The following is a 23021-nucleotide window of genomic DNA, read 5'->3' as shown; positions in this document are numbered from 1 at the left end:
GACGGAAAGGCATCATGAGAGGCTGCTTCCGTCAAGCTCATAATTGGAGGCTCTCATGTCGTCCCCGCTCCAGATCGGTCTCTTGGTGTTTCCGCGCGTCACCCAGCTCGATTTCACGGGCCCCTTGCAGGTGTTCTCCTCCGTGCCCGGCGCAAAACTGCATTTGATCTGGAAACGGATCGAGCCCGTGCCGAGCGATTCCGTGCTGACGCTGACGCCGACCACGACATTCGCCGACTGCCCGCAGCTCGACGTGATCTGCGTGCCCGGCGGCGGCGGCACCAACGATCTGCTCAATGACGAGGAGGTGCTCGGTTTCCTGCGCCGGCAGGCCGAGGGTGCCAAATACGTCACCTCGGTCTGCACGGGATCGCTGGCGCTCGGCGCCGCCGGCCTCTTGAAGGGCTATCGCGCCGCCACGCATTGGAGCGCGATGGAGATGCTCGCTCAGTTCGGCGCGACGCCGACCAAGACGCGCGTCTGCGTCGACCGCAACCGCATCACCGGCGGCGGCGTCACCGCGGGAATCGATTTCGCGCTGACCCTGGTGTCGATCATGGTCGATCGCACCACCGCGGAGGCGATCCAGCTTCAGCTCGAATACAATCCGGCCCCGCCGTTCAATGCAGGCTCGCCGGATACCGCGCCGGCGGAGGTGCTGGCATTACTCAGGGAGCGCGGCGCAGCGAACCAGGCTCGCCGCCTCGAAGCGGTGAAGCGTGCGGCCGAGCGGATGACCTAGTCTCCACTCTCGTGTCCCGGACGCGCTGCAGCGCGTAGCGGTGCTGCGCAGCGTCCGGGGCACGCGAAATCCAGTCGCCCGTCTACCAAAGAAAAAGGCCGCCCGGTTTCCCGAGCGGCCTTTCCTGTCTTACGGCGGCTGCACATTTCATCGGGCGATTTCGGAGCTTCCAGACCGGGGGCCTATCTCCCGATCGAGTCCTGGTCGGCGGCCGCTGCATTTCGGGACAGTCGCGAACTGTTGCCCGAACCGAACGCGATGGTCTCCCATCTCCGTAAGATGCGACCATTGAGCCGCATCGCCCGCGTGGCTGCAACCCCCGCGCAGGACTCATCCCCGCTGTTCCCGTTGTCCACAGTAAAGCGAGGCGGATGCGGCTGCATCCACTCCCACGACAAGGGTGAGACGGGAATCGGAAGGCTAGCTCGGCGTCCAGGGCTGATAGTCGCCGGTCGCCTTCGGCCGCTTGCCGCTGGCGAGCGTCGAGCCCGCGGGACGGTAGGCGTTGGCCGTGCCGGTGAGATTGGGCTGGTGCGGCTTTTCCCATTCGCGCGGCTGGTAGTTGTCCTGCGTCGGCGGCACGTCGACGGTGTGATGCATCCAGCCGTGCCAGGACGGCGGGATACGGCTGGCCTCGGCGTAGCCGTTATAGACCACCCAGCGGCGCTCGAAGCCGAGCACCGGGTCGATCGCCCCGCCGCGGGTGCGATAATAGAGGTTGCCCTGCTCGTCCTGGCCGACCAGCTCGCCGTAGCGCTTGGTCCAGAGTTGGGTGCCAAACGTCTGGCCATTCCACCAGGTGAAAAACTTGAGGAAGAACTGTTTCATGCGGCAAGGGCCCTGCTTCGTCGGGTCCTGATGCCATCCGGACGGCGAAATGTCCAGTTCGGCGCGGGCGGCAATGCCCCGCTGCAGATGCGGTCCCCGGCACGGAACGCTGCCGCAAATCGGACGCGATCCGTTCATGCCGGATACAGCGTCGCCATGAGAACTTTTCGTCGCACGCAAACCCCCGTGATCCCAGGAACTCCGGCCCTTTCATGGGGTTTGCTTCCGGGAAAAGGAGTTTTGATCATGAAAAGTCTGAAAGTCTTGAGCACGGCTGCGGCAGTGGCATTGGTTATCCCGTTGGCGACGCCGAGCTTTGCCCAAAGTCGGGCCGCAGCGGTCGGCGGCGGCGGAGCACACTTTGGTGGCGGCGGCGGCGGAGCACACTTCGGTGGCGGCGGCGGAGCACGCTTCGGTGGCGGCGGCGGCGGCGGGGCACATTTCGGTGGCGGCGGCGCCCGCATGGGCGGCGGCAACTTCGGCGGCAACTTCGGCGGCGCGCGGATCGGCGGCGGCGGCGGCAATTTCGCGGCCGGCGCAGCAGTACGTCCGGGCGGTGGCAGCTTCGCAGCGGGCACGGTGAGCCGACAGGCCTTCTCGCCGTCCTACAGCGGTACACGCAGCGTCGCGACTGCGGGCAACTGGCAGGGCGGTGGCGGCAATTGGAGTGGTCGTCACTGGCATCATCGTCACGGCGGCGGCTTTTGGCCCGGGTTCGCGGCCGGCGCTGCGATCGGCGGCCTCGGCTCGTACGCCTATTACGGCGGCGGGTATTACGACGACCCCTACTATTACGGCGACAGCTACTATGATGAACCGACAGTGGCCGTGGTCCCCGATGGCGGCGGCGACTCCGCGGCCTACTGCGCGCAGCGCTACAAGTCCTACGATCCGGCGTCCGGCACCTATCTGGGCTATGACGGCCAGCGTCATCCCTGCCCGTAACACGACCTGAAACACTTGAAGAAGAAGGCGTCGCAGCGATGCGGCGCCTTTTTCATTCAGGCGCCTCACCTGTTTCGCTCGCCTCGTATTCGTCATCGGCAAGTGTCGCGTACAATCGATGCGAGCGGACCTTTATTCACCGCACCGTGCATATCTACCCTTATCCAATCCCAAATTGACCCGACGCGCGATTCACCTGTATCAACTTGGCTGTGGGGACTTCGATGACTGGGAAGTGTCATGCCGCGCATTCTCGTGGTTGATGACGATCCGATGGTCGGCGCGACCATCGAGGTCCTCCTCCAACGTCAGGGCTTCGACGTCACGTTGACTGACGGCGGAGAAACGGGTTTGGCTGCGCTCGAAACACAGAATTTCGACGTGATGCTGGTTGACATCTTCATGCCGCATATGCGCGGCTTCGAGTCCATTCGCATCTTTCACGAGCGCGCGCCGGCGGTTCCGCTAATCGCGATGTCCGGCTACGCCTTCGCATCATCCGCCTCGCCCTCTCCCGACTTCCTCCGGATGGCGCTGGAGCTTGGCGCGACCCGCTGCCTGCGCAAGCCGTTCACGCCGGACACGCTGCTGACCACGATCCGGGAATGCATCGCCGTGCCGGGCGATGGCTCGCAGCCGAAGGACAAGAAAGAAGTCCCTTGATCCCAACGCAGCGCGTCATTCTCGGTGCTGGACTTGCCATCCTCCTGATCATCACCGCGGCCTCGATCGGCCTCGACGTCAAGTCACGGTCCGATGCGGCCTGGGTCAATCACACCGTCGAGGTGCTGAAGAAGATCTCCGACCTGCGCGTGCTGATGCGCAGTGCCGAGAGCGCCGCACGTGGCTACGAGATCTATCGCAACCCGAGCTTCAGCGAAGAATTCCAGGCGGTGCACGCCCGGATCGCACCGGCACTCGCCGATCTCAAGCGCAGCGTGCGCGACACTCCCGAACATGTCGCGCTGCTCGAGGGCACCGAGCCGCTGGCGCTGCGCCGGATCGAGATCGCCGCCGAAGTGATGCGCCTGCGCGCCGGAAACGATCAGGCCGGCATTGCAGCAGTCCAGGGCAAGGGCGAGGGCCGTGGCCTCATGGACACGGTGATGGGCAATTTCGACCATTTGAGCGCAGAGGAAGAACGATTGCTCGCGGCGCGCTCCCAGGATTCGCGCCGCACCGGAATCGTGCTGCTCGGCATCGACGTCGCCGGCGCGCTGGTGATCCTGCTGCTGGTCGTGATGATGATGCGCGAGAGCCGGCGCAGCGAGGGCGCACTCAAGAGCACGCTAATGGAGACCACGGCCGCCAAGCAGCAGCTCGAGGCCGCCGTGGCCGAGCGCACCGAGCATCTGGTCACCGCGCATGACGAGCTGCGCCTCTCGGTCAACGTGCTCCAGAGCACCTTTCACAGCATGGCGGAGGCGGTGCTGGTCATCGATGCCGAGGGCAATGTCCTTCTGTCCAATCCCGCCGCCGAGCGCATGCTGCTGCACCGGACCGGCATGAACCTGCGCAATCTGCGCGCGATGTCCACCGTGCTTCACGGCGACGGCCTCACCCCGCTCAAGCCCGACGAGCTGCCGTCGGCACGCGTGCTGCGCGGCGAGCCGTTCGAGAACATGGAGATGATCGTCCGCCCGCACAGCGGCAATGCTCCCCGTCATCTCATGATCAGCGGCCGGCCGATGCTGGACGGGAAAGGCAACGTCTCCGGCGCGGTGCTGGTCTATCACGACGCGACCACCTCGCGCGAGACCGAGCGGCAATTGTACCAGTCGCAGAAGCTGGATGCCATCGGCAAGCTCACCGGCGGCGTCGCGCACGACTTCAACAACATGCTGACCGTGATCTCCGGCAATACCGAGACTCTGGTGGCGAGCCTGAAGCAGCAGCCCGAGCTCCAGCGCGTGGCACGCCTGATCGACGAGGCCGCCGAGCGCTGCGCCGAGCTGATTCAGCATCTGCTCGCCTTCGCGCGCAGGCAGCCGCTGCAGCCGCGCAACGTCGAGATCAACGCCGCGGTCGCGGACATCGCGAAACTCCTGCGCCCCACCCTCGGCGAGCAGATCGAGATCGAGACCGTGCTCGAACAGGGGCAGATGACCGCGCACATCGATCCGTCCCGCCTCACCAATGCCCTGCTCAACATGGCCATCAACGCCCGCGACGCCATGCCGAACGGCGGCAAGCTGCTGCTCGAGGCCCACCGCGTCGTGCTCGACCAGGCCTATGCGCAAAGCAATCCCGACGTGCGGCCCGGCCCTTACGTGATGCTCGCCGTCAGCGACACCGGCACCGGCATGCCGGCCGAGGTGCAGCAGCAGGCGTTCGAGCCGTTCTTCACCACCAAGGAGGTCGGCAAGGGAAGCGGCCTCGGCCTTTCCATGGTCTACGGCTTCGTCAAGCAATCCGGCGGCCACATCAAGATCTACAGCGAGGAAGGCCACGGCACCACGATCAAGCTCTATCTGCCGCCGGGCGAAGGCATGACCGAGCCAGTCACCTCTGCCGCACCGCCGGCCGAGGGTGGCGCCGAGACCATTTTTGTGGTCGAGGATGATCCGCTGGTGCGCAACTTCGTCACCGTGCAGCTCCAGAGCCTCGGCTACCAGACCGTCGCCGCGCCCGACGGCAAGGCCGCGCTGGAGTTGATCCGGGCCGGCCAGCCGTTCGATCTGCTGTTCACCGACGTCGTCATCCCCGGCGGCATGAGCGGACGCGACCTCGCCGACAAGGTGGCGACGATCCGCCCCGGCGTGAAGGTGCTCTACACTTCCGGCTATAGCGACAACGCCATCGTCCACCACGGCAAGCTCGACGACGGCGTCATGCTGCTGACAAAACCCTACCGCCGCAACCAGCTCGCCGCGATGATCCGCAAGGCGCTCGGACACATGCCCACCGGCTAGCGTTTCTGCTTGGCGATATGTCCAATGGCGTTGCAGATGATCCGCGCTGCGCAGATCGCCCCAATATTCTGCGGATCACGCTCCGGCACCAATTCGACCAGATCAAGACCGACAATTCTGGCCTTCGAGGCGACGCTCGCGATCAGGTCTATGACGTCGAAATAGGACAAGCCGCCAGGTTGCGGCAGGAGCACGCCGGGAATGACGGACGGATCCAGGCCGTCGCAGTCGATCGTGATCAGGCAATTCGCGCTGTCCTCGATTGCACTCAGGACGGCTTGAACGCCCCGGCTTTTGAGCTCTCGTGCCGTAATAATCCTGGAGCCCCAATTCCGCGCGCAACTGAGCTCCTGCAGGCCCGAGCCGCCGATACCCCGTAAACCGACCTGCACAATGCGTTCGACCCAAGGCAACTCGCTGGCGCGCCGCATCGTGCTGGAAAACGTATGTGCTGAGCCGTCGCGCTGGTCCTTCCAATCCAGATGCGCGTCGATCTGCAGGATCGTCAGCTTGCCCATGTCTTCGAACGCCTCGAAGAACGGTATGGGGACAGAATCATCTCCGCCGAGCAGCATGGGTACCGCGCCGGACTTCAGGATCTTCCTGGTGGCGGACCTGATTGCATTCCGGTTTTGCTCGGGGGCCTCGGGTGACGTGGCAAGATCGCCGCCATCGACGACCCGGATTTGCTCCGGGTCGAGCAGGATTCCGTCTTGGTCGAAATCCCACCTGGCAAGGTCGGTCTGATAAACGCGCAAAGCATTGCGAATGGCCGCTGGGCCATTCGCGGCATGGCTGGTCCTGCCCTTCACATGCGGCGTGGCGTCGGCAGCTCCGAAGATGACGACGTCGGCTTCGCCAAGAGGCAGGGCAAGGTCGCACGCCGCGACGCCGAGGAATGTGTTGCGGTCGCTCGCCATAGCCGTCTCGCTGGAGGCACTCAGTCCGGCCGACAGAGCCAATCCGCAACGCCTCCGCGAGTTCCTGACCTGCTCTTGGCCTGCCGCCGAGCCGAGCGGTCGAAGCCGCTCTCGCGGAGGACGTGACCTCATAAACGTCGGCTTACCAAGGCAAAGCGGAAGCTCCCACCTTCGGCGTGGTCGGCGGTGACCACAGCGGACTCCAGCGCGTCGAGCTTCCCCTGAGGGAGTGGACGAGTGGGCGGGCCGCTTTCTTCTGGAACGAAATTAAATTGATTTAATTCAGTTATTGTGATTTAATTTGGGCTTATCTCTGGACGGAGAAACGCATGCCAGATCAGGACGACCGTCGCGAGTTCTTAAGAACCTGCGGAAAGTTCGCGGCGGTGACACCTCCAGCCATCACCCTACTCCTGTCGACATCCCTTACATCGGATGCGATCGCGAAGTCGGGCGCAGGCGCGGTCCACGACGACCATCACCATCACGGCAACAACGGCTGGGGCAACGGCGGCGGAGACGGCAGCCCCAACGGCAAGGACGATAGAGGCCGCTGAGACGACGACACACGGCCTCCGGAAGGAGACACAATGCAGACCAGGCGCCGCGACGTAGATTGGCATTTCGCCAGCTTCGTTGTTTCGATGATCTGGCTCGCGATTGTTGCTGCCGCTCTTCTTGCAGTGCTCTTCCGAGGGCACCCTTGAGGAGTTATGAAGTACATTTTCATCGCGGTCGGCTGCTGGCTGCTGCTGAACCTGCTCTTCGTTGTGTTAGTCACGCCGCCGCGTAGTCGCCGGCCGCGACAGCTTGCTCGCACGATTCATGCGGTCAAGAAATTCATTATGAGCAGACGGCAGCCCCCCACCTGATGAGGGCAGTGACGCGCTGCAAAAAAAACGACAGTAAGGCTGGCTGTTTATTTCCAGCGACGCCGCACCGCAGTTCGCTGTATCGTGCCGTTCCGTTTTTTTCCAACAGCGGATTTGATTGCCATGCACCACATCCAGAGTACGCATATTGCCGCGATACTGAAACTGACCGCCCAGCAGCTTGAAGCACTTCGCACCCGCCCAGAGATCCAAAAGGAATATTCCGAAATCCTCGTTTTGAGAGAGAAAATAAAACTGGCGACCGATCTGAAGAAGGCTCGCCGGCAGCTCCTTACTCGGTCCCTGCCAAGCGCCTGAAGGGAGAGAACTCCACCCGTGCCTTGCGCTGTGAGGCTCGAGCAAGGAGCTGCTCGTTGGCATTCCCGCTTGTGGACCCGAAGCGGACATCTTAGCAGCGCCGCACGGCATATCCCGTCGCTGTGGCAGCGCAAACAATACTTCCCGAATGCTGATAGCGCCTTGTCGGTTATCTCCCTCACAACCGATGTTTTGTTTTGCGAAAGCCCTCGATGTTCTTGCCAAATTCATCCGCGAGCGATTTCTTTTGGCTTCCGTACGCGGCAGCGATTTCCGGGTGTAAGCGCAAGTAGTCGCGAAACAGCAGGAAATCTCTCCAGCGTGGATTGCATTGCTCCATGATGTGAAGATGGTGTGTCCAGGGTCCAGGCATCCTCTTCCGAAAAAACAGTTCACCAGGTAACCATGCTTCGTACTCGGGGATGTAGGTGTATCCGAGTTGCGCGAATGGCCTCACAAACGTGGACTTCGCGCGCAACAAGTTCGGGAGGCCGACCAAGATGTCCATAATCGGTTTGGCCGAGAGGCCGGACACAGACGTACTGCCCATGTGTTCGATCTTGAGCGCCGGACCGACCACAAATCGCAAGCGACGGCACTCCTGCTGGAAACGAACCGGCCAGTCGGGGTCATAGTCACGCACCTCGATGGCGCCCCTCCATACTTCTCCATTCTGTCCCCTCGCTGGAAGCTACCCTTCTCAAACGGCCCTGTTGGAGCAGACCACCGTTCCTGCATGTGATCGGACTCACTGCAATGCGCGGCATCTCCCGATATACGGGTCAGCTTTTGGGGCTTCAGCGACGTCGTGGGCGCACCATATTGAGGTCCATCCAGCGAGGCATGGCGGAGTAGATTTGCTCAGGTTGAGTTCTTCGCACTTTGACCCATAAGCGACATGGGTGGATTGAAAATCCTTGCAGTGCAATAGGCCGTGCGGCATCGGATGGCTCGCGAGGACCGGGCGAAGCTGATAGATTGCCATCGTCAGGAGCTGATCGATGACATCCATTGACGAGCGTCTTCTCGAAAGCAAGATGACGCAGATCGAGCAGGCCCGCACTTGGAGCCCGCGCGTAATCTCCAAGTTCGAAACGCTGATTCGCAGTGGTGACGAGGTCAGCCTGTACCGCGCCAATCCGCTGGCGTTCGCCCGTGATCGCAGTGTGGCTGAGCCGGAGTCGATCGATCTGTTTCTCCATGCCGCTCGCGCCGGGCTGGTCGACATGCATTGGGACATTCTCTGCCCCACTCGGGTCTGGTGCTGGAAAGCTTCGGGAGGCTCCGTGCGCTCCGGAGCCATTTCGTCTGCGGGCTTTGCGATATCGAGGGTCACACCGAACTCGACGACTTCATCGAAGTGTCCTTCTCCGTCTCGCCGCAAATTCGGCACCTCGCCTTGTATGACGTCGACAATCTCTCGATCGAAGATCTGCACTGGAAGCTCAAGTTCGCCAACAGCGGACGGCTGCCCGGCGGACAGACTCGATTTGTCGATGTCTTGCGCGGTTTCGTTCGCGGAATGACTTATCTGCCGTCCGGTCTGACAACGACGCTGCAGACCGATATTGGGCCGGGCGCGGTCTCAGGCGTCAACGTCCAGACCCAGGCGGGCTTTACGCTCCCGGTCGCGCTCGATCCCACTGCCGTGCAGATGCCGAATACTCCGACGATCGTTCGTGCCACCTATGACGGGCAGCGGTTCACGCCCGCCGTTTCGGCCGTGCCGTCGGGGCCTGTGATCTTCGAGATCAGCAACACCGGCCCTAAGCGCGGTTCGCTGCTCCTGATCAACTGGCCACCTGAAATCTTGGAAATGCCAGAGAAGCCGACCCTCGAATTCGATCCCTACGTCTCGGGCGGGATGCTGCTGACGCGTCAGACGTTCCGCAAGCTCTTCCGCTCAGAGCGCGTAGATGAGGAGGAGGGCCTCGGCGTTCGGCAGGTGACGTTCCTGTTCACGGACCTGAAGGGTTCGACCGCGCTCTACGAGCGCCTCGGGGATCTTAATGCCTATGCTCTCGTCCGCGAACATTTCGCTCTCCTCGACGCAATTGCCCATCGGCATGCCGGTGCCATCGTGAAGACCATCGGCGACGCCGTCATGGCTGCGTTTTTCCGGCCGGTGGATGCCGTGGAGGCAGCGCTGCACATTCTGCGGGACATCGGAGAGTTCAACTCCAAGCACGGCCAGCCCGCCGTCGTTCTCAAAATGGGGGCACATTGCGGTCCTTCCATCGCCGTGACCCTCAACGAGAATCTCGACTATTTCGGCCAGACCGTGAATATTGCCGCGCGGGTGCAATCATTCGCCGACGCCGGCGAAATCTGTCTCACTGAAGCACTCTACACCGCGCCCGCTGTTCGCCAGCTGCTGGCGGGCCACCATGTCGAGGAGTTCGAGGCGCCGCTGCGCGGCGTCGAAGGCGAGGCGCGAGTCTACCGGGTCACCGGCCGATTGTAGCCTAGGCTCTGCGGCAGTCCGCACTAGCGTAGTGATCGAAATGTATTTCCGACATCTGGCCGCCGCGAGGCGGCTTTTCTTGGACACGGCAAGAGCAAAGGAGTCTGTTCGTGGCCCAGAGCTGACCTGCCCTGCGCAGCCGGTCGAGGACCGCTTGTGACCCAAAGCAGCCTTTAAAGCGGCTCGAAAATCATCTGCCAGCCCTTTCGGGTGTCCATGTATTCGCGAACCAGCTTGATCCGCTCGCCGGAAAGGACAAAAGCGAAGCAATAGTCATTCTCGTAGGGCTTGCCTCCAGGAAGAGTGGCTCGCATTCGCTCCTCGACGATCACAGTATCGCCATCGGCATGAATGCCCCGAAACGAGATGTCGACGTTCGAGAACAGATGATGCATTTCCGAGGCAATAAACTGTGCGATTTGGTCCGGTCCAATCATGTGGTCGGTGTGTTTGAGAGCGACCGCCGTGGCATTTCCAGCCGGTGCGATCCATTCGGCATCGGGAGTAAACAGCTCCGCGATCAACTGCGCATCACGGGTTTTAAAAGTCTTCCAGGCATTGATGACGATCTCTTTAGGATTCGTGCTGTTCATTTTTGCTTCTCCAAGTGCTCAGCGAAGTTGGACCTTCTCTATAAGAAGGGCGCACCGATATCGCTGGCCGGAATCGGACGTGATCATCTCAGGGCTATTCTTCTGGCTGCGGCCTGCGGTAAAATGAGTCATGCTCAGTTTTGAGGTATGCAACACCGCGCGCTTGCAGCGCGATCCCCGCTATGACGGCCGTTTCTACACGGCAGTGAAGACCACGGGAATCTACTGCCGCCCGGTTTGCCCGGTGAAGCAGCCGTTGACCCGTAACGTGACCTACTATCAAACTGCAGCGGCCGCCGAGGCCGCGGGGTACCGACCTTGCCTGCGTTGCCGTCCGGAGACCGCGCCCTTCTGTGCTGCCTGGAATGGCACGCGTTCGACAGTCGCGCGGGCCTTGAAATTGATCGATGGTGGCGCCTTGGATGACGCTTCGGTTGCCGCACTGGCCGATCGGCTCGGGGTAAGCTCGCGCCACCTTGCGCGTCTGTTCGAACGGTACGTCGGGGCCAGCCCCCAACAGGTCGCGAAGACCAGGCGTGTACAGAGGGCGAAGCGCCTACTTGACGAGACGACTGAACCACTGGCCCAGATCGCCTACCGAGCTGGCTTTGGCAGCGTGCGCCGGTTCAACGCCGTCTTTCGCGAACTCTATGGGCGCTCGCCCTCCAGCATTCGCCACCGCCGCAGAGTATTCGCCTGAGGTCGGGCATCCCAACGTTGGTCCGCTGTTGGACCCATTGCGGACTAACTGGTCTCGCGCGGTTGTGTTGAAGCTGCTAGACACGTGAAGTGTCGCTGTTCTTACTCTTTTTTTGGACTTTCACTGCTGGGCATTGCCGGATGGGGATTTCAATCCATCGTGGCAGAGCTAGATAGGTCGTGCCTCCCCCGGACGGACGCAATTTCTCGCAAGTTTCAGGTTGAGGCGTTTATCTGGGGGGACCGCGCGCCGTTGGCGCTGAGGCGTCGGTATATCGCAACACAAGCCTGCGCGGTCCCGGCGCTCCTTTGCCTGGCGGCTCTCGTGTGGCTCAACGAGCCGCGCCGCGATGTCCGCGCTTTGGGGGTGATCGCGTTCTGTTTCGTGTCGTTTGTCGTGGCCGCTTCCTTGGCCTGGAAGACTGCCCGAAGCAGCGGCTCAAAATTATCCTGACGGAGGCAACAATGCGTGGCCTGATCTACATTTGGGGCGCGGGAATACCGCTTCTGGTCGGGCTTGAGATATATCTCGCTACGAACGCTCTCCGAAACCTCGCTCCCGGGGTAGAAAGAAAAGACGTAGTATTTCTGAGAAGGTTTGCAGATGGCGGCAGCCCTCCAGGAGGTCGCTCCCCGAAGCATGGCGGACCAGATTTGCTCAGTTGAGTTCTTCGTATGCTGACCCGAAGTGGATGTTGTACTGTTTGCCAATGGCGAGGTGCTTTGGTCCCCCCATCGGACCACGTACGATGGCGCCCGACCCATGAATGATCACCGAAAGATCAAAGTCTTTTTTGAAGTGTTGGGACGGCTCCTGTCGCGAGTTGGGTCTCAAGCGCTGGCCCGTATTGGCGCCGAGTTGGGACCTAAGGAAAAAGTCACGCTGACCAATGGGCTGTACTTCCGCGTCGAACGGTCTGGTTTGACCCTTGTGTCGGTCGGCGCTGGTGAGTGTCAATCGATGAAGCTTTCGGTCGATGAAGCAAAGCAGATATTCTCATCGATCGAGTCCGCGTGCACCAGTCGCGATGTTGTCAAGGTCCGGGCCGGAGAGCTATCTTGGACGACCGATGCTCGGCCGAAATCCAATCCTGAAAAGGTGGTTATCAGGTTCACAGGACCGCTGGGATTCACACGCACGGACGCCAGGCGTAAAGATGTTGCAGCAGCGGTCGTAGAGTTCGCCAACCGATTTGGGTAGAGACAATCCCCCGCAAGGCAGGTCGGCTCTTGGCGCATCTGCGAGCTCGGAGACCTTCCGCTCTCCGGCCGATGTTGACGATGAACCGGAAGTCCAGGCGGCCAGCCGCTCATGAATATACGCCCTACCGCGTCGCCAGCACCACGGCCGCCAGCGTGAACACCAGCGCGGCAATCTGCCCTGCCCCCAGCGGCTCGTGGAGCGCGATCGCGGACGCCACGACGCCGATGACGGGCACCGCCATGGTGCCGATCGCGGCGACGGAGGCCGGCAGGCGCGCAAGGGCAGCGAACCAGCTGACATAGGCGATGCAGAACTGCACCACGGTCGAATAGACCAGGAGCCACCAGCCGACCGGCGTCACCAGTTCCAGATGCGTGGTCTCGATGGCGAGGCCGATGATCGTGATCGGCAGGCAGCCGATCCCGATCTGCCAGGCCGCGGCCGTGATCGGCGGCAGGCGGATCGGGTACTTCTTCGAAAACACCGTGCCGGCGGCGAAGCCGAGCGCGCCGCACAGCGCCATAACGATGCCCGGCAGCTTGTCCGCAGTGGCGGCAAAGCCGTTGCCGCCCATGATCGAGGCCAGGCCGGCAAAGGCCATCACCAGCGCGATGGTGCGCAACAAGGTCGGCCGCTCGCCGAGCACCGGCCAGGCGATCAGCGAGGCCCAGACCGGCATGGTGTAGGCGATCAGCGCCGCTTCGCTCGCCGGCAGCCACAGCAGTGCCAGACCCATCAGCACCATCCAGCCGGTGACGTTGAGGATCGCGGCGGTCACGAGGCGCGGCCAGATCGCGCGCGGGACGCTGAGGCTGTCAGCGCGGATCAGTGCCAGCGCCGCCAGCAGCACCGCGCCGAGCACGCCCGTCGCCCCGCGCAAGGTCAGCGGCGGCAGCTCGGAGAGCAGGAATTTCGTCACCGGCCAATTGAAACCCCAGCCCACCGAGGTGATGGCGAGGAATATCAGGCCGGCCGGGGCGATGCGCGCTCGCAGCACCGGCCGAGTCGAATCAAGCATGTGGGTAGTCCGGCAAAATCGAGGGCAGCTTGGCGCGGATTCGCGCCTCCCACCACCACCCCGGCGGGCATGCCTGCCCTCACCTTCCGTAGCCCTACGTGAGTCCCCCCGAGGCAAGCCCGCGATTCAGAAATATACCTGCCCTGTGAACAGCGGGGTGAAGCCTCAGCGGCACCCCAAGATGCAAATTTTTTCGGTTGGGAATCCCTGAGGACTCACTGATACTTGGCTCAACAACAGGCGCGGGCCTGCCCCCTGTTATCCCCCATAATCCACCATATTTAGTATTTGATTCAGGAACTCGCACTAGTTCTTGACGGGCGTAACGGAGAGTCCTAGTTTTCGATCCGTTCGGCGCGAGTGTGTTTGCGTCCCGCCGGCACTCCCCCAAAGGGTCTGCAAAACAGCACTCCGCCAAGCCAGACAAGGGCAGCGGGATACGGGCTTGTCTGCCCGGCGAGAGCGGACTTTTCGGGCGCCTGAACGGGCTGGAAACAGGCCCGGATGGCAATGGTTGAAGACGTGACGTTGTGGGGCGTTGAACGCATGTCGGGCTCATCCCTTTGGGGCGGATGGGTCTGGACGTGCCGGCGGATGATCGGTGCGCGCATCGAGCAATCGCGTCGGGAGAAAACGGGCCGGGTCTACCGGCTGAGCTGCGATGCCAAGGGCCAGGCGGCCTCGAGCACCGCGAAATGAAATGATGACCCGGCACGCCTGAACGGAGGCGGTCCGGTCAAAGATAGGACGGGGCAAGACCATGCGGATTGAGCGGCGCCACACCACTTCGGGACAGTCACCTTACGCCGGCATCGATTTCCGGCTGACCACGTCGGAGATCAGGAATCCCGACGGCTCGGTCGTGTTCAAGCTCGACAATGTCGAGGTGCCGACCGCGTGGTCGCAGGTCGCCTCCGACGTCCTCGCCCAGAAGTACTTCCGCAAGGCCGGCGTTGCCGCGCGCCTGAAGAAGGTCGAGGAAGAGTCCGTCCCCTCCTTCCTGTGGCGCGCCGTGCCCGACACCGAGGCGCTCGCCCTCCTGCCCGAGAAAGAGCGCTATGTCAGCGAGCTCTCGGCCAAGCAGGTGTTCGACCGTCTCGCCGGCTGCTGGACCTATTGGGGCTGGAAGGGCAAGTACTTCTCCTCCGACGAGGACGCCCAGACCTTCTACGACGAGCTCCGCTACATGCTGACCATGCAGATGGTCGCGCCGAACTCGCCGCAATGGTTCAACACCGGTCTGCACTGGGCGTACGGCATCGACGGTCCCGGCCAGGGCCATTATTACGTCGACCCCTTTACCGGCAAGCTGACCCGATCGAAATCCTCCTACGAGCATCCGCAGCCGCATGCCTGCTTCATCCAGGGCGTCGGTGACGACCTCGTCAACGAGGGCGGCATCATGGACCTCTGGGTCCGCGAAGCGCGCCTGTTCAAATACGGCTCCGGCACCGGCTCCAACTTCTCGCGCCTGCGCGGCGAAGGCGAACGCCTCTCCGGCGGCGGCCGCTCGTCCGGCCTGATGAGCTTCCTCAAGATCGGCGACCGCGCGGCGGGCGCGATCAAGTCGGGCGGCACCACGCGCCGCGCCGCCAAGATGGTCGTCGTCGACGTCGATCACCCCGACATCGAGACCTATATCGACTGGAAGGTGAAGGAGGAGCAGAAGGTCGCCGCTCTCGTCACCGGATCCAAGATCAACCAGAAGCACCTCAAGGCCGTGCTGAAGGCCTGCGTCAACTGCGAAGGCTCGGGCGACGATTGCTTCGACCCCGAGAAGAACCCGGCGCTGCGCCGCGAGATCAAGCTGGCGCGCCGCAGCCTCGTGCCCGACAACTACATCAATCGCGTCATCCAGTTTGCCAAGCAAGGCTACAAGGACATCCAGTTCGACGTCTACGACACCGACTGGGATTCGGAAGCCTATCTCACGGTTTCGGGGCAGAACTCCAACAATTCGGTGTCGCTGAAGGACGACTTCCTGCGCGCGGTCGAGACCGACGGCGACTGGAATCTCGTCGGACGCACCACCAAGAAGATCACCAAGACCCTGAAGGCGCGCGACCTCTGGGAAAAAATCGGCTACGCCGCCTGGGCGTCGGCCGACCCGGGCCTGCACTTCAACACCACCATGAATGACTGGCACACCTGCAAGGCGTCCGGCGACATCCGCGCCTCCAATCCGTGCTCGGAATACATGTTCCTGGACGACACGGCGTGCAACCTCGCCTCCGCCAATCTGCTGACGTTCTACGACATCCCCTCCAAGCGTTTCGACGTCGAAGGCTACGAGCATCTCTGCCGGCTCTGGACCATCGTGCTCGAAATCTCGGTGATGATGGCGCAGTTCCCGTCGAAGTCGATCGCCGAGCTCTCCTACGAGTTCCGCACGCTCGGCCTCGGCTACGCCAATATCGGCGGCCTGCTGATGACCATGGGTCTGTCCTATGACAGCAAGGAAGGCCGCGCCATCGCCGGCGCGCTGACCGCGATCATGACCGGCATCACCTACAAGACCTCGGCCGAGATGGCGGCCGAGCTCGGCACCTTTCCCGGCTACAAGAAGAACGCCGCGCACATGCTGCGCGTGATCCGCAACCACCGCCGCGCCGCCCATGGCCAGTCCAACGGCTACGAGGGGCTCAGCGTCAACCCGGTGCCGATGGACCTGGTGTCGTGCCCGCAAGGAGACCTCGTCACCCATGCGCAAGCCGCCTGGGATGCGGCGCTCGACCTCGGCGAGAAGCACGGCTATCGCAACGCCCAGACCACGGTGATCGCGCCGACCGGCACGATCGGCCTCGTCATGGATTGCGACACCACCGGTATCGAGCCCGACTTCGCGCTGGTGAAGTTCAAGAAGCTGGCCGGCGGCGGCTACTTCAAGATCATCAACCGCGCGGTCCCCGCCGCGCTGCGTGCGCTCGGTTATCGCGAGAGCGAGATCGCGGAGATCGAGGCCTATGCCGTCGGCCACGGCTCGCTCTCCAACGCGCCCGGCATCAACGCCTCGACGCTGAAGGCCAAGGGCTTCACTGATGAGGCTATCGCCAAGGTCGAGAAGGCGCTGCCGACCGCCTTCGACATCAAGTTCGCCTTCAACAAATGGACCTTTGGCGAAGACTTCATCCGCGACCAGCTCGGCATTGGTGCCGAGGCGATCGCGGCCCCCGGCTTCGACCTGCTCCAGGCCGTCGGCTTCACCAAACGCGAGATCGAGGCGGCCAACGTCCACATCTGCGGCGCGATGACGGTGGAAGGTGCTCCGCACCTCAAGGCCGAGCACTATCCGGTGTTCGACTGCGCCAACCCTTGCGGCAAGGTCGGCAAGCGCTATCTCTCGGTCGAGAGCCACATCCGCATGATGTCGGCGGCGCAGCCCTTCATCTCGGGTGCGATCTCCAAGACCATCAACATGCCGAACGACGCCACCGTGGAGGATTGCAAGTCCGCCTACATGCTGTCGTGGAAACTCGCATTGAAGGCCAACGCGCTCTATCGCGACGGCTCCAAGCTCAGCCAGCCGCTCAACTCGCAGCTCATCGCCGACGATGAGGACGAGGACGATGCGATCGAGCATCTCTACGACAAGCCGATGGCGGCACGCACCGCCCAGGTCTCGGAAAAGATCGTCGAGAAGCTGGTCGAACGCATCATCGTGATGCGCGAGCGCGAGAAGATGCCGGATCGCCGCAAGGGCTACACCCAGAAGGCGGTCGTCGGCGGCCACAAGGTGTATCTGCGCACCGGCGAGTATGACGACGGCCGCATCGGCGAGATCTTCATCGACATGCACAAGGAAGGCGCGGCACTGCGCTCCTTCATCAACAACTTCGCCATCGCGGTGTCGCTGGGCCTCCAGTACGGCGTGCCGCTCGACGAATATGTCGACGCCTTCACCTTCACCCGCTTCGAGCCGGCGGGCCCCGTGCAGGGCAACGACAGCATCAAATACGCGACCTCGATCCTCGACTACGTCTTCCGCGAATTGGCTGTGAGCTATCTCAGCCGCTTCGACCTCGCCCATGTCGATCCCAGCGAGACCGGGTTCGACGTGCTCGGCAAGGGCGTCGAGGAAGGCAAGGAGCCGGATGATCACGGCCAGCGCGCCTCCAAGCTGGTGTCGCGCGGCCTCACCCGCTCCCGCACCGACAACCTCGTGGTGATGCGCGGCGGCTCGACCGCGGTCGCGCAAGGCAACGACAGCGCACCATCCGGCGGCAGCAAGGTCACCTCACTCGCCTCGCACGGCGCAGGCCGTGCCGGCGACGTCCTGGAAGGCGCTGTCGCCCTGAAGCAGGAAGTAGCCCACGACCTCTCGCCCACCGAGAAGCTGGAGGCCCTGCAGTGGAGCAAGGCCGGCAGCGCGCAAGTCGCGGTGCCCAGCAAGGCCGAGCGCCGCGCGGAAGCCAAAGCCAAGGGCTATGAGGGCGAGATGTGCAGCGAGTGCGGCAACTTCACGCTGGTGCGGAATGGTACTTGTATGAAGTGCGATACGTGTGGAAGCACGACGGGGTGTTCGTGAGGGGCTAGACAGCTAGGATTGCTGGGCCCGGATTTGCCTCGAGCATCTACGAAGGGCGGCCAGAAGGCCGCCCTTTTTTCATTGTCGCCTTGCAACTTATGGTTTTCTATCGATAACTACTTCTGAACGAGGTTGAAAGAGCTTTGGGACACTTGGAGCCCGCGGAGGCGGCAGATCGAGGGATACAGCAGCCGTGACAAAATATGCATTTGTTGATGGTGGCTTTATCGACGCAATGGTGCGGAAGACATCCGAATATTTCGCGATCGACCTCAGTCGTAACAAAATCGATTACCGGGCAATCGCTGGCGGGCATCAAAGAACCTTTTACTACGATGCTTTGCCCGCCCAAAAGGACAATGAATCTGGCGAGGAATACGAACGACGAGTGAAACGCAAGCGAGAACAATTCGAGCTGGTTAATCGCACGCCTTTTATGCACGTTCGAGAGGGGCTGACGCGGGGACAAAACAAGACGCTGCGTCAAAAAGGCGTCGACATCTTACTCGCAATCGACGTTTTCAAACATGCAACGTCTGGCCACATGTCCGAAGCCCACATCATGACGAAGGACCTAGACTTCTTTCCACTTTTTGAAGCATTGCGGGACACCCCTGTAGCAGTGCATTTGCACTGCTATCCGGCCGAGACTTCCAGTGAATTAATGGCGTTGGCTGATGTCGTGGTGCCAGTCAATCCATTCAAGATATTGCAGTGGATGCACCACCAATCGAAGGATAGCTACGTCGAGTGGAACATCGCTTTGGGCGACGTGAATCCTCAGAAGCTATGCATGATCGGCAATTACGAAGGGCTAGACTTCTATATTTACCAGGACGACGACATGCCGTTCGTTGGTCGCGCCATGGCGTATAATCCTTCGAGCCTGATGCGCTCTAACCGATGGGAGCATATTGTCGACGCCTTTGAGGCCCGCGTCGGCAAGCGTGTCCACCTGGATCAATTGAACCGCTAACTGTAGCTCGCAGGATGGCTGGAGTGCAGCCCGTAGAATGGGTGGAGCGAAGCGATACCCATCGCCGCCAGATCGACAGAAGGGATGGGTTTCGTAAGGGCTCAACCCATCCTACGAGCTCATCAACACCCTGCCGCCGAATTGCCTTTGCGGTCGAGCCCTTCCCTCCTAAACTCTCGTCCTCACCGGCATCGGTTCCGGCGGGCCCGGTAGAAGCGGAGTCAGATTATGCCCAAACCGGAAAGCTTCCCGATCGAGAAGATCTTCGTTCCCACGAAGCAGAAGAAAGCCATCAAGCCCGAGATCGTCGGGGAGATCGCTGAAAGTATGCTGGACATCGGACAACAGGAACCCATTTCCGTCCGGCTCGACGGAGACCGCCTCGTTCTGGTCGAGGGACTGCATCGGCTCGAAGCCTGCAAGGCGCTCGGCGAGACAACCATTATCGGTGTCATCGTCCCGGCGGAGGTCGCTCAACACAAGCCGCAGCTTGCCGAACGGCCCGAAGTCGAGGCAGAGCGCCTCAAGATGGCGCGATTGAAACAGTTGCGCCTGGAGAAGGAAGCCGCGGAGGCATCGATCGCTGGCCGGAAGGGCGTCAACGGAACGGAAGCGCCGCGCACCCGTCCGACGAAAGGCGTTCGCGACAATCCGAAGGCATCACCGAGCCGGACTGCGAAATCGACACCGAAAACATTGTCGGACTGGATCACGCAGCAAAAGGGCCACGGCGGTCGCTATTGATTGTTGGCTCCAGCTCGTAGGATGGGTGGAGCGAAGCGATACCCATCACCGCTCGATCGGCGAGAGATGAAGGGTTTCGTAAGGGCTCAACCCATCCTACGACCTAGAGCTCAACCCAGCCTACGCGCTATCTACGCCCGCCTCACCGTATCTCGCTCATCGACACCTTGGCGGCGATCCCGCTCAACTCGGGCTGTTGCGGTGCGAACTCCTCGTTGGACGATGAGCCTAGCGAGACGTCGACCATCCTGCGCTTGACCTGTTCGCATGTCTTGCGGACGTCTTCGGTGAACAGCGCGCATTCTTCGATGCGCTTGAAGATCTTCCGACCCTCTTCACGATACTCCGCCGCCGTTTCTCGCATGAAGGCGATCGCATCATGGACCTGGGCAGTCAGCGCCTCGCATTTTTGCGCGGCGTCGATCAACTCGGTGCCCATGGCCTCGATCTCTTTTGCAGCGGACTCATAGTCCCGAACGACCGCCTCTGCACTGAGCGCGCCGACGCGCGTCACGCCCGCGGTGTGCTCGACGTAATCAGGCAGAGCAATGGAAGCAAGAGAGCTTCCCGAGCGTATCGATGCAATGTCCTCCTCGAGCTGGACCAAGTTTACTCCGTCCCGCCTGCGCAATTGTTCGACATTTGCCATTATTGATCTCCCATACGCACCCCGAACCCTTAACAGCATCGGGTTTATTACGGGGATAAGCTCCGTTCTACTCTGATGTATCCTTGACAGCCGCAGTTTTGCCGCTTTTTCCCGATTGCCAAATTGCACGCATGGATAGATTTGTCGGCGTTCAACCTCTCCTGGTCGCGGCCGGCGAAGATGGCACGTGCGCCTCGCTAGAAGTCGACCTGTCGAGCAACAGACGCGCCAATACGCACGGTAAAGCGAGCACAGCCCGGATCCCGTGTGTGCGGGCCCGGAACTCGGATCACCTCTCCCCGCTCGGAGAGAGGTGCTCCGCGCACAGCCGACCCATCGGTGCTCTGGCCGCTGCGCCAAGACCGGCTACAAGACCGGCTAGTAGCAAGGCGGGCAAGGTTCGTAGCCGCAGCGGCGATAGCCGCCGTAGGCTCCGTAAGCCCCGTAAGCTGCCGCACCAACCGCAGCAGCTCCGACGCCCACGGCAACTCCGCGGCGCACGGCTGCACCACGATAGACGCCACCGCGATAGACACCGCCGTGATGAACACCAACCCGACCAACCCCGACGCCTCTTCGATAGGCGAAGGCGTCAGTCGAAACAGTCACGATGCAGGCGATGCCAATGATTGCGGATGCGGTAAGTGAAACGATGGTTCGGCGCGACATGTCCACTCTCCTTCCTGGATTGGGACGGTGCGTCAGCGCAATTCGCTAATGAGCGGGTTTGTTGATTTAGAACAATGCGGGCCCCTGCGATCTGGCGGCCGGGTTCATAACGAGACAGCGAAAGTGTCACGCTTTACCTACATAGGGCATCAGCGGGAGCCACACCGCTTTCGGTCATGTACCTGACGCTCGCGACGCATGCCGGTTCGGCAATGCCACGCCCCACCCCCGTGCCCGCGATAATTTCTCGTTCGCACGCGCGTTGGGGGGACAGCGGCGCAACCTCTCCTTCCGGCGATAGGACTGCCACACTCCGAGGCTGGGCGGCCCCGCCCCTACTTCGTATTGGCCTCGACCGCCTCCAGCAGCGGCATCTCGCGATGCGACTCGCAGAAGCGCGAGAGCTTGTTGCCGTTCTTGTTCAGCGCTTGCGTATCCACGACGGGATTGTTGCGGCGGCCGGCGTAGAACCCGGCGAGCCAGACGTTCACGGTCTGCATGTGGGTGATGCGCTGGGTGATGTACTGGTCGCAGCTGATCTTGGAAACGTCGACCAGCACCTGGGCCTTGGCCGGCACGGCCAGCAGCAGGGCCGCGAAGGCACCAAGGACGATCGCTCTTGTCTGAACCATGTGTTCCTTCCGATGAATGTCTGCACGGTGGCGACGGTCGGGCGCTGCATGCTTGATCCAGATCAAGGGCGCCCGTTGCATACCCCGCGACCGCCCCACCCCGAGGCCTCGCCATAATTTCTCCTTCGCACGCGCGTTGTGTTGGACAGCGGCGAGACCTATCGTTCCGATCGGACTGCCACACTTCCATTGACGCCCGACGGAAGCGAGAGCGCATCGGTGCCCGAGACGAACGACCCCAAACCTGACGACCACAAGCCAGACGCGCCCAAGCCTGACGCCCCCAAGCCGGAGGCAGAGCGCGCCGACGGCGGGCTGGCGCGGGCCTACGACCGGATCAAGAGCGCAGAGCAAGACCTGGCGCGGCTGGACCGGCTGGTTTCCGGAATGGAACGCGGCAACGAAGGCCCGCGGGTCTCGCGAGCAAGCGCCGGTGCGGAGACCGTCCAGACTCCCAAGGACAAGATTCCCGAAGACAAGGCTCCCAAGGCCGCGGCGCCGGCGCCGGATGGCAAGGTTCACGCTCAAGGCCTGAAGGGAGATCGACCCATGCGGCGCGCTTTGGTTGGTCTCGTGCTTGCGATCGGCATTCTCAGTGCCGCCTTCGCTTCGCAATATCGCGACGAAGCCAGGTCTATGAGCAGGTCGATCATGGCGCGATGGGCTCCGCCGGCCGCGAGCAAGCCAGCGCAAGCGTCCGCGGTTGAAACGCCGGCGCAACCGCCTGCCGTGCAACTGGCTGCCGCGGATGAGCCCGGCACGGTGCCCGCGCCCCCGGTCGGCAAGGACACGGAGAGCAATGCAGGGTTTGACGCTTCAAGACCCGGCGCTTCAAGAGCTGGCGCCACAGCGCCTGACCCCTCGTCGCCCGATCTCGCGCAATCGCTCAAGACCATCACCAGCGAGCTTGCGAACATCAACGGAAAGCTCGAGCAACTGAAAAGCCGCAACGAGCAGACGCTGCGCGAGCAGGCCGACACCATTCAACAGCTCAAGACGGCGCAGGAGAAGGATGCGGCGGCCAATGCCCACCTCGCCGCACAGGTCCAGGCGCTGCAAAAGGAGCTGACGACGTCGTCCGCATCTGCATCCGCAAAACCCGCCACGCGGAGCGTGACAAACAACGAGACCGCTGCGCCTGCACGGCCGCACGTGCAAGCGGCCGCACCCCGGCGGCCCAGGCCACCGCCGCGAGGACCCTGGATGCCCCCGCCCTATATGGCCGATCCCTACTACGGCGATCCGGATTGGTGAGCCCAGCTTCGTTGCTCATCAACACCCTGCCGCCGAATTGCCTTTGCGGTCGAGCCC

The 23021-nt window shown here is 62.3% G+C and carries 22 protein-coding genes and 1 pseudogene; 15 read left to right on the top strand and 8 right to left on the bottom strand.

Features of this window, described 5'->3' with window-relative positions:
• Positions 1–55 precede the first annotated feature (55 nt).
• Positions 56–742, top strand: coding sequence for a DJ-1/PfpI family protein (locus IVB42_RS39710; protein ID WP_018454493.1), 687 nt, complete (start codon positions 56–58; stop codon positions 740–742).
• A gap of 420 nt (positions 743–1162) precedes the next feature.
• Here IVB42_RS39710 and IVB42_RS39705 read toward each other — a convergent pair whose 3' ends face one another.
• Positions 1163–1570, bottom strand: coding sequence for an NADH:ubiquinone oxidoreductase subunit NDUFA12 (locus IVB42_RS39705; protein ID WP_026232746.1), 408 nt, complete (start codon positions 1568–1570; stop codon positions 1163–1165).
• A gap of 246 nt (positions 1571–1816) precedes the next feature.
• On the opposite strand from IVB42_RS39705, the gene IVB42_RS39700 reads away from it, so the two are divergent.
• From IVB42_RS39700 to IVB42_RS39690, 3 genes are all read left to right on the top strand, one after another.
• Positions 1817–2515 carry a BA14K family protein gene (locus IVB42_RS39700; RefSeq protein WP_247395222.1) on the top strand — a complete coding sequence of 233 codons (699 nt, stop codon included), beginning with the start codon at positions 1817–1819 and terminating at the stop codon, positions 2513–2515.
• A 240-nt stretch (positions 2516–2755) separates the two neighbouring features.
• Complete coding sequence (locus IVB42_RS39695) at positions 2756–3178, top strand: response regulator (protein ID WP_085353532.1); 423 nt, start codon at positions 2756–2758, stop codon at positions 3176–3178.
• Entirely contained in the window at positions 3175–5427 is a 2253-nt protein-coding gene (locus tag IVB42_RS39690) for a CHASE3 domain-containing protein (protein WP_247395223.1), read from the top strand. Before IVB42_RS39695 ends, IVB42_RS39690 begins: the two co-directional genes overlap by 4 nt.
• On the opposite strand, the gene IVB42_RS39685 is transcribed toward IVB42_RS39690, so the two are convergent.
• Complete coding sequence (locus tag IVB42_RS39685; RefSeq protein WP_247395224.1) at positions 5424–6347, bottom strand: arginase family protein; 924 nt, start codon at positions 6345–6347, stop codon at positions 5424–5426. The genes IVB42_RS39690 and IVB42_RS39685 overlap by 4 nt on opposite strands.
• 329 nt (positions 6348–6676) lie before the next feature.
• Between IVB42_RS39685 and IVB42_RS39680 the strand changes: the two genes are divergently transcribed.
• The 3 genes from IVB42_RS39680 (at position 6677) to IVB42_RS39670 (ending at position 7537) form a co-directional block, all read left to right on the top strand.
• Positions 6677–6904: a hypothetical protein gene (locus IVB42_RS39680; protein WP_085353535.1), complete on the top strand. Its 228-nt coding sequence runs from the start codon at positions 6677–6679 to the stop codon at positions 6902–6904.
• Between the two features lie 156 nt (positions 6905–7060).
• A complete protein-coding gene (locus IVB42_RS39675; RefSeq protein WP_204511069.1) occupies positions 7061–7219 on the top strand; it encodes a hypothetical protein in 159 nt (52 codons plus the stop codon).
• Between the two features lie 123 nt (positions 7220–7342).
• Positions 7343–7537: a hypothetical protein gene (locus IVB42_RS39670; protein WP_018454499.1), complete on the top strand. Its 195-nt coding sequence runs from the start codon at positions 7343–7345 to the stop codon at positions 7535–7537.
• Between the two features lie 178 nt (positions 7538–7715).
• Here IVB42_RS39670 and IVB42_RS39665 read toward each other — a convergent pair whose 3' ends face one another.
• Positions 7716–8180, bottom strand: a complete 465-nt coding sequence (locus IVB42_RS39665; RefSeq protein ID WP_204511068.1) for a GrpB family protein — start codon at positions 8178–8180, stop codon at positions 7716–7718.
• Between the two features lie 358 nt (positions 8181–8538).
• Between IVB42_RS39665 and IVB42_RS39660 the strand changes: the two are divergent.
• A pseudogene (locus IVB42_RS39660) lies at positions 8539–10001 on the top strand (DUF5939 domain-containing protein).
• A 173-nt stretch (positions 10002–10174) separates the two neighbouring features.
• Here the strand turns inward: IVB42_RS39660 and IVB42_RS39655 are convergent.
• Positions 10175–10594, bottom strand: coding sequence for a nuclear transport factor 2 family protein (locus IVB42_RS39655; RefSeq protein ID WP_085353538.1), 420 nt, complete (start codon positions 10592–10594; stop codon positions 10175–10177).
• A gap of 130 nt (positions 10595–10724) precedes the next feature.
• Between IVB42_RS39655 and IVB42_RS39650 the strand changes: the two genes are divergently transcribed.
• Together IVB42_RS39650 and IVB42_RS39645 are read left to right on the top strand one after the other, a co-directional pair.
• Entirely contained in the window at positions 10725–11294 is a 570-nt protein-coding gene (locus IVB42_RS39650; RefSeq protein ID WP_085353539.1) for an Ada metal-binding domain-containing protein, read from the top strand.
• Positions 11295–12056: 762 nt separating this feature from the next.
• Positions 12057–12494: a hypothetical protein gene (locus tag IVB42_RS39645; protein WP_231188560.1), complete on the top strand. Its 438-nt coding sequence runs from the start codon at positions 12057–12059 to the stop codon at positions 12492–12494.
• Positions 12495–12618: 124 nt separating this feature from the next.
• Here IVB42_RS39645 and IVB42_RS39640 read toward each other — a convergent pair whose 3' ends face one another.
• Entirely contained in the window at positions 12619–13515 is an 897-nt protein-coding gene (locus tag IVB42_RS39640; protein ID WP_085353541.1) for a DMT family transporter, read from the bottom strand.
• Positions 13516–14019: 504 nt separating this feature from the next.
• Here IVB42_RS39640 and IVB42_RS39635 point away from each other — a divergent pair.
• The 4 genes from IVB42_RS39635 to IVB42_RS39620 all read left to right on the top strand — a co-directional run bounded on the left by IVB42_RS39635 (position 14020) and on the right by IVB42_RS39620 (position 19760).
• A complete protein-coding gene (locus IVB42_RS39635; RefSeq protein ID WP_026232747.1) occupies positions 14020–14214 on the top strand; it encodes a hypothetical protein in 195 nt (64 codons plus the stop codon).
• Between the two features lie 61 nt (positions 14215–14275).
• Positions 14276–18040, top strand: coding sequence for a vitamin B12-dependent ribonucleotide reductase (locus tag IVB42_RS39630; protein ID WP_247395225.1), 3765 nt, complete (start codon positions 14276–14278; stop codon positions 18038–18040).
• 193 nt (positions 18041–18233) lie between these two features.
• On the top strand, positions 18234–19016 hold the full coding sequence (locus IVB42_RS39625; RefSeq protein WP_157642915.1) for an NYN domain-containing protein: 783 nt from the start codon (positions 18234–18236) through the stop codon (positions 19014–19016).
• Between the two features lie 228 nt (positions 19017–19244).
• Positions 19245–19760, top strand: coding sequence for a ParB N-terminal domain-containing protein (locus IVB42_RS39620; protein ID WP_085353544.1), 516 nt, complete (start codon positions 19245–19247; stop codon positions 19758–19760).
• A 142-nt stretch (positions 19761–19902) separates the two neighbouring features.
• On the opposite strand, the gene IVB42_RS39615 is transcribed toward IVB42_RS39620, so the two are convergent.
• The 3 genes from IVB42_RS39615 to IVB42_RS39605 all read right to left on the bottom strand — a co-directional run bounded on the left by IVB42_RS39615 (position 19903) and on the right by IVB42_RS39605 (position 21710).
• Entirely contained in the window at positions 19903–20367 is a 465-nt protein-coding gene (locus tag IVB42_RS39615) for a hypothetical protein (protein WP_018454509.1), read from the bottom strand.
• 420 nt (positions 20368–20787) lie between these two features.
• A complete protein-coding gene (locus IVB42_RS39610) occupies positions 20788–21078 on the bottom strand; it encodes a hypothetical protein (protein ID WP_247395226.1) in 291 nt (96 codons plus the stop codon).
• 335 nt (positions 21079–21413) lie between these two features.
• The gene (locus IVB42_RS39605; RefSeq protein ID WP_247395227.1) at positions 21414–21710 is read right to left on the bottom strand and encodes an HdeA/HdeB family chaperone; all 297 of its coding nucleotides are present in this window, start codon (positions 21708–21710) and stop codon (positions 21414–21416) included.
• Positions 21711–21929: 219 nt separating this feature from the next.
• Here IVB42_RS39605 and IVB42_RS39600 point away from each other — a divergent pair, with 219 nt between their 5' ends.
• Complete coding sequence (locus tag IVB42_RS39600; RefSeq protein WP_247395228.1) at positions 21930–22964, top strand: hypothetical protein; 1035 nt, start codon at positions 21930–21932, stop codon at positions 22962–22964.
• Positions 22965–23021 lie beyond the last annotated feature (57 nt).

The organism is Bradyrhizobium sp. 45 (assembly GCF_023073155.1).
Classification (GTDB): Bacteria; Pseudomonadota; Alphaproteobacteria; order Rhizobiales; family Xanthobacteraceae; genus Bradyrhizobium; species Bradyrhizobium canariense_D.
The sequence above is the reverse complement of the archived record's forward strand: the minus strand, read 5'-3'. Positions and strand labels throughout refer to the sequence as shown.

Coding starts and splice junctions, on each gene's coding strand:
- IVB42_RS39710 (WP_018454493.1), top strand. CDS start 56: ATGTCGTCCCCGCTCCAGATCGGTCTCTTGGTGTTTCCGCGCGTCACC.
- IVB42_RS39705 (WP_026232746.1), bottom strand. CDS start 1,570: ATGAAACAGTTCTTCCTCAAGTTTTTCACCTGGTGGAATGGCCAGACG.
- IVB42_RS39700 (WP_247395222.1), top strand. CDS start 1,817: ATGAAAAGTCTGAAAGTCTTGAGCACGGCTGCGGCAGTGGCATTGGTT.
- IVB42_RS39695 (WP_085353532.1), top strand. CDS start 2,756: ATGCCGCGCATTCTCGTGGTTGATGACGATCCGATGGTCGGCGCGACC.
- IVB42_RS39685 (WP_247395224.1), bottom strand. CDS start 6,347: ATGGCGAGCGACCGCAACACATTCCTCGGCGTCGCGGCGTGCGACCTT.
- IVB42_RS39680 (WP_085353535.1), top strand. CDS start 6,677: ATGCCAGATCAGGACGACCGTCGCGAGTTCTTAAGAACCTGCGGAAAG.
- IVB42_RS39675 (WP_204511069.1), top strand. CDS start 7,061: ATGAAGTACATTTTCATCGCGGTCGGCTGCTGGCTGCTGCTGAACCTG.
- IVB42_RS39670 (WP_018454499.1), top strand. CDS start 7,343: ATGCACCACATCCAGAGTACGCATATTGCCGCGATACTGAAACTGACC.
- IVB42_RS39655 (WP_085353538.1), bottom strand. CDS start 10,594: ATGAACAGCACGAATCCTAAAGAGATCGTCATCAATGCCTGGAAGACT.
- IVB42_RS39650 (WP_085353539.1), top strand. CDS start 10,725: ATGCTCAGTTTTGAGGTATGCAACACCGCGCGCTTGCAGCGCGATCCC.
- IVB42_RS39645 (WP_231188560.1), top strand. CDS start 12,057: ATGAATGATCACCGAAAGATCAAAGTCTTTTTTGAAGTGTTGGGACGG.
- IVB42_RS39640 (WP_085353541.1), bottom strand. CDS start 13,515: ATGCTTGATTCGACTCGGCCGGTGCTGCGAGCGCGCATCGCCCCGGCC.
- IVB42_RS39635 (WP_026232747.1), top strand. CDS start 14,020: ATGGCAATGGTTGAAGACGTGACGTTGTGGGGCGTTGAACGCATGTCG.
- IVB42_RS39630 (WP_247395225.1), top strand. CDS start 14,276: ATGCGGATTGAGCGGCGCCACACCACTTCGGGACAGTCACCTTACGCC.
- IVB42_RS39620 (WP_085353544.1), top strand. CDS start 19,245: ATGCCCAAACCGGAAAGCTTCCCGATCGAGAAGATCTTCGTTCCCACG.
- IVB42_RS39610 (WP_247395226.1), bottom strand. CDS start 21,078: ATGTCGCGCCGAACCATCGTTTCACTTACCGCATCCGCAATCATTGGC.
- IVB42_RS39605 (WP_247395227.1), bottom strand. CDS start 21,710: ATGGTTCAGACAAGAGCGATCGTCCTTGGTGCCTTCGCGGCCCTGCTG.